Source organism: Halalkalibacterium ligniniphilum (assembly GCF_000334155.1).
In the GTDB taxonomy this organism is placed as follows: Bacteria; Bacillota; Bacilli; order Bacillales; family Bacillaceae_D; genus Halalkalibacterium; species Halalkalibacterium ligniniphilum.
On the sequence record NZ_ANNK01000112.1, the window covers coordinates 1 to 9,110 of the forward strand.

Annotated in this window: 11 protein-coding genes; all 11 read right to left on the reverse strand. The window is 40.7% G+C overall.

Going from position 1 to position 9,110, the window contains the following annotated elements:
* Nucleotides 1-185 precede the first annotated feature (185 nt).
* The 11 genes from recO to yqfC all read right to left on the reverse strand — a co-directional run bounded on the left by recO (nt 186) and on the right by yqfC (nt 8,817).
* Nucleotides 186-944 carry a DNA repair protein RecO gene (recO, locus tag BLT_RS0113900; protein ID WP_017728381.1) on the reverse strand — a complete coding sequence of 253 codons (759 nt, stop codon included), beginning with the start codon at nt 942-944 and terminating at the stop codon, nt 186-188.
* A 48-nt stretch (nt 945-992) separates the two neighbouring features.
* On the reverse strand, nt 993-1,139 hold the full coding sequence (locus tag BLT_RS23245; protein WP_017728382.1) for a YqzL family protein: 147 nt from the start codon (nt 1,137-1,139) through the stop codon (nt 993-995).
* A 280-nt stretch (nt 1,140-1,419) separates the two neighbouring features.
* Nucleotides 1,420-1,638, reverse strand: a complete 219-nt coding sequence (locus BLT_RS0113910; protein ID WP_017728383.1) for a hypothetical protein — start codon at nt 1,636-1,638, stop codon at nt 1,420-1,422.
* Entirely contained in the window at nt 1,628-2,542 is a 915-nt protein-coding gene (era, locus tag BLT_RS0113915) for a GTPase Era (RefSeq protein WP_017728384.1), read from the reverse strand. Before era ends, BLT_RS0113910 begins: the two co-directional genes overlap by 11 nt.
* Nucleotides 2,535-2,933 carry a cytidine deaminase gene (locus BLT_RS0113920; RefSeq protein ID WP_017728385.1) on the reverse strand — a complete coding sequence of 133 codons (399 nt, stop codon included), beginning with the start codon at nt 2,931-2,933 and terminating at the stop codon, nt 2,535-2,537. Before BLT_RS0113920 ends, era begins: the two co-directional genes overlap by 8 nt.
* Before the next feature lie 148 nt (nt 2,934-3,081).
* The gene (locus BLT_RS0113925; protein ID WP_017728386.1) at nt 3,082-3,504 is read right to left on the reverse strand and encodes a diacylglycerol kinase family protein; all 423 of its coding nucleotides are present in this window, start codon (nt 3,502-3,504) and stop codon (nt 3,082-3,084) included.
* Nucleotides 3,488-3,958 (reverse strand): rRNA maturation RNase YbeY, encoded by a 471-nt coding sequence (gene ybeY / locus BLT_RS0113930; protein WP_026105125.1) that lies wholly within the window; start codon nt 3,956-3,958, stop codon nt 3,488-3,490. The genes BLT_RS0113925 and ybeY overlap by 17 nt, the downstream gene beginning before the upstream one ends.
* Entirely contained in the window at nt 3,958-6,102 is a 2,145-nt protein-coding gene (locus BLT_RS0113935; protein WP_017728388.1) for an HD family phosphohydrolase, read from the reverse strand. Before BLT_RS0113935 ends, ybeY begins: the two co-directional genes overlap by 1 nt.
* 166 nt (nt 6,103-6,268) lie before the next feature.
* A complete protein-coding gene (locus BLT_RS0113940) occupies nt 6,269-7,231 on the reverse strand; it encodes a PhoH family protein (protein WP_017728389.1) in 963 nt (320 codons plus the stop codon).
* A gap of 5 nt (nt 7,232-7,236) precedes the next feature.
* On the reverse strand, nt 7,237-8,424 hold the full coding sequence (gene yqfD, locus BLT_RS0113945) for a sporulation protein YqfD (protein WP_017728390.1): 1,188 nt from the start codon (nt 8,422-8,424) through the stop codon (nt 7,237-7,239).
* A gap of 108 nt (nt 8,425-8,532) precedes the next feature.
* Entirely contained in the window at nt 8,533-8,817 is a 285-nt protein-coding gene (gene yqfC, locus BLT_RS0113950) for a sporulation protein YqfC (RefSeq protein ID WP_035425870.1), read from the reverse strand.
* Between the last annotated feature and the right edge of the window lie 293 nt (nt 8,818-9,110).

Here is a 9,110-nt window from a genome sequence, read left to right on the forward strand (position 1 = left end):
CACATAATGATTCATGTGTACCACTTTCTCACCGAACGTGCTCAAGAGTGCCTTCCTTACCGTCCACAGCCTAGCTCACACCGCCCTAGGCTCGCTTTATGTGGAGATGATAAGTACTCCTCTCTCTCATTGCACCGTATTTTGTTACTTTGAATCATACTGAAAATCACATCTTCTGTCAATGCTTATTCAGGATCACTCAAGTCCCAACGTTCGAACTGTTCAAGAAACCTTCTTGATTTTAGTCTCAGCCCAGAATATTCATCGTAATACGTATGTAAAATTTGTTTTAGGATTGCCTTTGTCTCAGGCTTTAATGATATTTGTCCAAGTCGATTTAGATCAAAATAATAAAAGAGGCGGAGAAGCTTTGCGATTTGTTCAGTCACTCGGATCGAATGTTCATCTCGATGAAGACAACGCTTGCAATGAAAGCCTGCTTCCTTTATGGAAAATGCTGCAGGTATGTCGGTTGAGCCACAGCTCACACATGCATCCATTTCAGGCTTAATGCCTGCCACAGCAAGCATTTTCACTTCAAAAATTCGAGTCAGCACCTCTGCATCAATCCCTTCATTTAGATAATGAATGGTTTGATACAGGAGCTCAAAAAGAAACGGATTTCGCTGTCGTTCTTCGGTTAGCTTATCTGTTAATTCGACAATGTACGAACCATAAGAGGCCCGAAACAAGTCATTTCGAACCTCTTTAAATGAATCGATAATATCCCCTTGACTCAGTGTGCCTAAACCTGTACTTTTTTGAAATAAATACGTGCCATACGTAAACAATTGTGAAACAGCAACCAAACGACTTTTCGGTTTTTTTGCTCCTCTTGCCATAACACCGATTTTTCCAAACTCTCTCGTATAAAGGGTTAGAATCTTATTCGATTCTGCATAATCGTTCGTGCGAATGACGAGACCTTCTGCTTTTTGTAACATTTCCTTTTTTTCACCACACGTATTTGCTCGACTAGCAAACAAACGCCATTAATGAGTAGGAGCGTCCATTGTTTCTATCGGCTCTTTGCCTTCCAGTTCACTTGTCTCATCTGACTCACGCTCTAACTCCTTAAGCAACAGATACGTATCGATACTACCCGTCATTGAAAAAACTTTCCAGGATAAATTGAGCAATTCAGACTCCACCTTTCTGTAGAAAGACTCAATAGCGCTCTATAGACATATCATGACCTTGTTTGTGTTAAACAATGAGATGGAATATTTGCTAGTTATAATTACTTGACATATTCAAACTGTCATTTTTTTCATCTTCTTATCATAATCATAATTGTTTTAATTAAAAAAAACAATGGCTAAACGGCTAGCCATTGTTAAGTGTTTGTTACAAGAAAAACGTAAGCGCCTTGACCAGCCACGACAGGTTGAAGCAACCTCGTTCCGCTGACTCCTGGAGCTAGACCGCTTTGTTATTTCCTACTCGTTTCTCTTCAAAAACCTGCATGAGCGGATCACTCTTCCCACTTGGATGGAAAAGAGCCGTCAAGTAACGCTGAACGCCCTTGCAATGAAGGCGATGTGAGCGGAAGGGCCTCATTGTTTCAACAACTTGAACTGAAGCTCCGTCCCCTTTTCCACAGAAAAAACCACTCATTTGTGCAATATTAATACTCATCCTCACGAAAACCATAATCTCGCAAGTGTTGAGGTTTGTTACGCCAATCCTTTTGAACCTTGACCCATAGCTCTAAAAACACCTTTGAACCGAGTAGCGCTTCAATGTCTGCTCGAGCAAGCTTTCCCACTTCCTTAAGCATGCTGCCTTGCTTTCCTATAATAATCCCTTTTTGAGACGTTCGCTCAACAATAATCGTTGCTCCAATATACACCGTATCATGATTTTTGCGGTGCTTCATTTGCTCAATGACAACAGCGATCGAGTGAGGGATTTCTTCTCTTGTTAAATGAAGCACCTTTTCTCGAATTAACTCAGCTACAACAAACCGTTCAGGGTGGTCCGTCACTTGATCACTTGGATAATATTGTGGTCCTTCATTTAAATGATTTGTAATTTGCTCAAGTAATGTTGGTACATTATTTCCTTGAAGAGCAGAAATTGGAATCACTTCTGCAAACGAATGTTTCTTACTATATGTTTCAATCAGTGAAAGCAAATCATCCGGGTGGACTTTGTCAATTTTGTTGATGACAAGAAAAGCCGGGGTTGATGTCTCTTTTAAACGCTCAATAATAAACTCTTCTCCAGGTCCAAACGCTTCTGCCGCATCCACTACATACAAAATGAGATCGACTTCCTTCAACGTATTTTGTGCCACTTTCATCATAAAGTCCCCAAGCTTATGCTTCGGTTTGTGAATTCCTGGTGTATCAATAAAAACAATCTGAGCATCATTGCTTGTATAAACACCCTGAATTTTGTTCCTTGTCGTTTGTGGCTTATCAGACATAATCGCAATTTTTTGCCCAATGACATGGTTTATTAATGTGGACTTCCCAACATTCGGACGTCCAATAATGGAAACAAAACCTGATTTAAACCCCTGTTCTTGATTACTCATTCAAATCCTCCGCTGTAAATGCACCTGGCAATAATTCTGAAACAGTCATTTCTAATACATCATTTTGCAAATTCGTTAAATAAACCTTCGTTTCTGGTGAGCAAAGCTCTACCATCACTTGTCTACACGCACCACAAGGTGGAACAGGTCGCTTGGTATCCGCCACAACCGCAACAGCCTTAACCTCACGATTCCCTTCAGAATAAGCCTTAAAAAGGGCTGTCCGCTCTGCGCAGTTCGTTAAACCATAAGAGGCATTTTCAATGTTTGCGCCCCGATAAACCGTGCCGTCCTGCATCAAAAGGGCAGCGCCGACTTGAAATTTCGAATAAGGGACATAGGCCTGCTTTCTTGCTTCTTTTGCTTCATTAATTAGCTCTTGTTTATCCACGGTTATCATCCTTTTCGTTTATGAAATCACACGACGTCTTGGTCTCTCTGGCATTGCCTTAGCACTCTTCATTTTTCAATCATGCAGCTATGATAAAGTTTACCCTAGCTTCTTAGCTGTCAACAATTTTTATGTTTTAAGAGACCCTTCACAACGACAACGCTCCCATCCAAGCGTATGAAAATGAGAAATAAGAAAGGAGTGCAGGTATAAAGATCAACAGACCAATGATGACCGCAAAAATACTATAGACAAACACTGCAGCTGCTGCAATATCCTTCGCTCTCTTTGCATGGGGATGATACTCCTCTGTAACAAGGTCAACGGTTCGTTCAATAGCTGTATTCATAATTTCTAACGCAAACACCCCTGCGATAACCAGGAGCAGAACAAGCCAATGGCTCACGGGAATTGACAACGCAAAAGCCATGCAAAAAACAATCAAACTAAGAATCAAATGGATTTGCATATTTTGCTCGTACTTTACGACATAGGTTAAACCAGTCCAAGCATAGCCAAAAGAACGGAGCAGGCGTCGAAACCCTCGTTTGTTCCTATCTTGTAAGCCCATAAGCAGTTAAAATGTCCTCTTGTCTAGAAAACATTTCTTTTTCCTCTTCCTCTGTCATATGATCATAACCGAGTAGATGCAAAAAGCCATGTACGACTAAAAAGCCTAACTCTCGATGAAAGGAATGACCATATTCCTCTGCCTGCTCATGGGTCCGCGGGATGGAAATAATAATATCTCCGAGCACGTTCGGTGTATCTGCATCAATAATATCTAGCTCGTCTTCACCCATTTCATTTAAAGCAAAGGAAATTACGTCTGTCGGCGCGTCCTTGCCACGATATTCACGATTGATTTCCTGTATTTGCTGATCATCAACAAATGAAATGGAAAGCTCAAGTTCTCCGTCCAGTCCTTCTACGGTTGCTGCTGTCTCAAGTATTTGACGAATTAACACTTCATCACTTTCTGTTAATGTGCCTGTTTCATCAATCATATCGATCTCAAGTTTCATCATTTATCCTTTCCTTTCGGGTCCTCTGGGTATTCAATTCGCTCATGGAAGGTTCCTTTTAACGTTTCACAAATCGACACTGCAATTTTGTCTAAATCCCGCAATGTCAGATCAGCTTCATCAAATTGTCCATCTTCTAAGCGATCGGCAATGATTTTACGCACCATCGCTTCAATTTTATCAGGACTAGGCTTAGATATGGAACGAACCGCTGCTTCTACACAGTCAGCAATCCCAACAATGGCTGCAACCTTAGATTGTGCTTTCGGTCCCGGATATCTAAATTGTGCTTCAGGAATCGGATGCTCCGCTTCCTGACTCGCTTTGTGATAAAAATACTTTAACAGCGTTGTTCCATGGTGCTGTTCTGCAATATCAATGATTTCCTTAGGCATTTTGTATTCACGAAGCATGTCAGCCCCGTCATATGGATGGGCAATAATGATCGTTTTACTAAGCTGTGGAGAAATTTTATCATGAGGATTCTCCATTTTCATTTGATTTTCGATAAAAAAATGAGGTCTTTTCGTTTTACCCAGATCATGGTAATAAGCCCCGACCCGTGCAAGTAGCCCATTCTCGCCAATGGTTTCACACGCTGCCTCTGCCAAATTACCTACTACCACACTATGGTGGTACGTACCTGGTGCTTCTGTCAATATTTTTCTTAACAACGGATGATTTGGATTGGACAGTTCAATTAGCTTTGACGTTGATAAAATTCCAAAGCCAGCCTCAAAAAATGGCATGAGACCTAACGTCAAGACGGCAGCCAAAAATCCAGACGCAAAAGCAAAACTAACATGAAACCCTAATTCAATCCAGCTTGTTTGAACAGTCTTCATCATGAGTAAAGCAACAATCGTCAAAATATTAACGAGCGAAACAAAAAGTCCAGCTCCAAGAATTCGAGTTGTTACCCGTGTCGATTTCTCTAGAAAATATACACCTGCAAACGAGCTAAAGAGAATGTAAATTCCATACGTAAAATTAAACGTACCAACCGTCGCATTGTTAAAAATCACACTACCAATTACGGCAAATAGTATGCTTGAGAACACTGCAACTCTCGGATGAATGAGCATCGTAAGGAGCATCGTTCCAATCGCAACAGGCATAATGAGACCGATCGCTTGAATATCTGAAAGCTCAAGTAAAGCACTTAGCTTCATGACAACCAAGGTGACGATAAAAATAAGCATATACATCAGCAAGTGGCTGTTGTTGTTTTGGATTGATGTCTTTGATTCTTTTAAATAATATGCAAGCATTCCTGTTAGTAAAAAGACGAGAATAGCTAGCCCTATATAAGGATAAGGATTAAAGGTATCATCTAATAACCCAACAAGCCTTAGCTGCTCATAAACCTCATGGTTAATCATTTCTCCTTCTTTGACAAGCAGCTGCCCTTCTCGTATGTACACAGGCTCGACTGCCTCTAACGCTTCTTGACGCAATCGTTCAGTGGCTGTATTTTCGTAAATATAATTTGGGATAATCGCAAATTGAGCAATTTCGACCATGGCATTCGTTAAGCGATTACTCACTGTAGAGATGGCAATCTTATCCGTTACCGACTCTTTCGCTTCCTCTAACCTATTGACCGAAATGGAATCGCTCATTACCTCATAAACTGCGTTTGTTGTCGTTTCTCTTGCAATTTGCAATTGTGATTCCGAAGCTTCCAGCAAAGTACGGATCGTTTCTTCTGAAATATCATTGCTAGCTTCTGAAGAAAGGTCTTCCTGCACCCGTTGTACTTTTTCCTCGATGGATGGTTCTGTGTTTGTAGCATCCTCGTCTGCCTCTTCTGAGACTCTCGTTACAAGGTCAAAAATATCGTTCACCATTCCAACCTGAAACTGAGTATATTCACGCTTTTGAGCATAGACTGGACGAATGGAATTAAGCACTTCATTCCGTTTTATTTCAGTTGCTTCCCGATTTTCGATTGTTATCGGTGAACGAATATCCTGTTCAGCTATGGAGGATAGCTGAATATCAAGCTTATCAGGAATGACATTTCCAAGCATAAAAAAATACATGGTTAACGCTAATAACAGAAACATGATTCCACGAAGATAACGGTGGTTCCGAATCCGTTTCCACCACTTTTGCTGATCGATCGGTGATTGCCTATTCACCTATTCCCACCTCAAATTCATCCAAATCACTAAATAGGTAACGTTATTCCTTCTTTTTATACATTTTCACGCTTTCTTAAATGTAAAAGCATTGAATTGGAACAGAAAAACCCTCAGCTAAAGAGGGTCACTTTTGCGTCCTGTCTATCTAGTTATGCTACGAGCATCAAGAATTTTCTTTCTCTTCGTAAGCATTCAGGATTCTCTGCACAAGAGTGTGACGGACAACATCTGCTTGCTGTAAATAAATGAACCCTATTTCTTGAATATTTTTAAGCACCTGAATTGCAATTTTTAAACCAGACTGCTTTCCTTTAGGTAAATCGATTTGTGTTAAATCTCCGTTAATCACCATTTTTGAACCAAAGCCCAACCGGGTGATAAACATTTTCATCTGTTCTGGCGTGGTATTCTGTGCTTCATCTAAGATAACAAAAGCATCATCAAGTGTACGTCCTCTCATATAAGCGAGTGGTGCAACCTCAATCGTACCACGCTCCATCAATCGGGTCGTTTGTTCAACACCTAAAACATCATGAAGAGCATCATAAAGCGGCCGTAAATATGGATCGACCTTCTCTTTTAAATCACCTGGAAGAAACCCAAGGCTTTCTCCAGCTTCAACTGCCGGCCTTGTGAGCACAATGCGCTTCACATTTCCTTCTTTTAAAGCCGTCACTGCCATAACAACTGCTAAATAGGTCTTACCAGTTCCAGCAGGTCCAATGCCAAATATCATATCTCGCTGTTTTATCATCGTAACATAATGTCGTTGCCCCAATGTTTTTGCACGTATGACTTTACCTTTTACATTTGTTGCGATTTTTTGATCATAAATTTCCGATAGTTCATCAAGCTGATCTCGTTCAGCGAGTTGGACGGCATAGACAACATCTCGCTCAGAAATAGATACCCCTTTGCGAATCAGTTGAATAAGAGCATACAAAACGCGTTGCACAAGCTCAACCTGTGTATCGTCCCCAGAAACAGATACCCCTTCGCCCCGTGTCACAATTGAAACCTGTAAGTGTTCCTCCAATTGTTTCAAATGGGCGTCATGAGGACCAAATAATGCTTGTGTTTCATTTGTATTCTTTGTTTCTAACTGAATCAGTTTTATTTCTGACAATAATCTCAATCTCCTTGAATGATCGGCATCTCCGATGTAATATCTTCAATAACTTGGTAGTGAATCTTTAATTTAACTTTACCATTCTCGACGCTTTGGTGCAAAACTTTTTCGCCCCGAACCACTGCATCTTCAGGAATTCTCTTTAAGAGCTCGTTTTTTGCCACTTCCATTGCTTTTTCCTTCGCCTGCTCCTTTGAATACTCTCGCTCAAACGTGCTTGCTTCAGCAATTTTCTTATTTTTGTATTGAATCGGTAAAGTCCACCTAAACAAGTGAATATCTTTTGTTTCTTCTAACTCCCTAAAATCAACAAAGTCGTGTTTACCTAACCCCCAAACGGGAACATCAAATCCGAAGAATGAAAGCTTATGCGTAACAACCGAATTGCCAGTTAAAGTTGAAAAGGTGCTTTTTAATGGAATGGTTACATCAGATAAATACCAAATTTCCCCCAAGACTGTTGCAACTGCAGGGACAAGCTCTGTCTTACCCTCTCTACCAATAAATCCTGAAACAAGCATGTCTCCTTTTTGGACGTAATCATTCGGCTTGACAAGCGCTTGCCCATGTTCAACAAATACATCATGAATAATCGCTTTTCGTTTCGCAACTAAGTGTCTCGGACTAACCTGCTCAGCTTCTTCAGGTAGTAGCTGCTGAACAACTTCAAACTGATAGGTTGTCCCATTTTGTCGAACCCCTACCCACGTTGCATCCCGTATCCTTTCTGTCACATCTCTTTGAATCTCTTCCACGCTTGGCAATGAAAAATGGAAGGCTCCACGCTTTACACCCATTTCAGAAACAACTTGGCGAAGCTCGTGCTCTACCTCTGGCGAAGCCCCATTGATTTCAATTTTCCAAACGATATTGGAAAGAATAAGAATGAGAGCGATACATAGCATCATTCCTCCAACAAAGCCTATTTGCTGAAGCATTTTTTGTAGGAGGAACGGCAAGCCTCTACGTTCCGTAAATGTCACTTTACAGCTTGTTATTCTAAGTAACGGACGAATTCGTTTTGCGTCTTCTAAGTCCATATAACAAATAATCCGGTCCTCTCCAACCCGTTTTATCGTCCAAATTGAAACATTATTATCAATGCAACGATTTAAAAATCGTTCACCATGTGCCCCATCAATTCGAACCCGTACATAGCCCTTAAGCAAATGAGCCCAATTGTTCTTCATCCTTACTCCCCCTTATCGAACCAATAGAAACCAATCTGGGCACAAATACTTCATTGGTTCACCAATTTGAACTGAAGCTTCATCCCCTTTTCCACCGAAAAAGCCGACTTATTCTTTTACATAGAGCACTTGATCAATGCGCCCTTCAAGCATTAATTCTTCAGGTAATATCGTTTTAATGACAAAGTGGTCACCACGAATAAGAAGCTGTCCTTGCTTCAATAAAAGCCTCAGCTCTTGATTAGAAAATCGGAGTACCCCCCGATGATTTTCAATATAAATATGTAATTGCCCGATCATCGTAATACGGGGTAAATCCATCATGACATCGGCAGGGAAATCCAATTGATTGGTCATCCATTTCTTTAATTGCTGTCTCATTTTTTTCACGATGCCATCCCCCTCTCCTTTCATTTTTATGAGGGGAAGAAGTGGGTTATCACTACATTTCCATTAAGATGAGCATTGTTACGCTCATAACCTATAATCTAATAATCCTTGGTAAAGCAAATAATCTGTAAAAGGCTCGCTTACGAAAGAAGTCTAGATGTCAAAAAGTCACATTCCTTAAAGACAGAAAAGAGGCTGGGACAAAAGAGTTTTTATTGAAGAGAAATCCGAACGTCATGATCGTTGCTGCATAGCAATCGCTTCGGACATATCCTTCGCTTTCCGCGGGCGGCTGG

Coding starts and splice junctions, on each gene's coding strand:
- ybeY (WP_026105125.1), bottom strand. CDS start 3,958: ATGAAACTTGAGATCGATATGATTGATGAAACAGGCACATTAACAGAA.
- BLT_RS0113910 (WP_017728383.1), bottom strand. CDS start 1,638: ATGAGTATTAATATTGCACAAATGAGTGGTTTTTTCTGTGGAAAAGGG.
- recO (WP_017728381.1), bottom strand. CDS start 944: ATGTTACAAAAAGCAGAAGGTCTCGTCATTCGCACGAACGATTATGCA.
- yqfD (WP_017728390.1), bottom strand. CDS start 8,424: ATGAAGAACAATTGGGCTCATTTGCTTAAGGGCTATGTACGGGTTCGA.
- era (WP_017728384.1), bottom strand. CDS start 2,542: ATGAGTAATCAAGAACAGGGGTTTAAATCAGGTTTTGTTTCCATTATT.
- BLT_RS0113925 (WP_017728386.1), bottom strand. CDS start 3,504: ATGGGCTTACAAGATAGGAACAAACGAGGGTTTCGACGCCTGCTCCGT.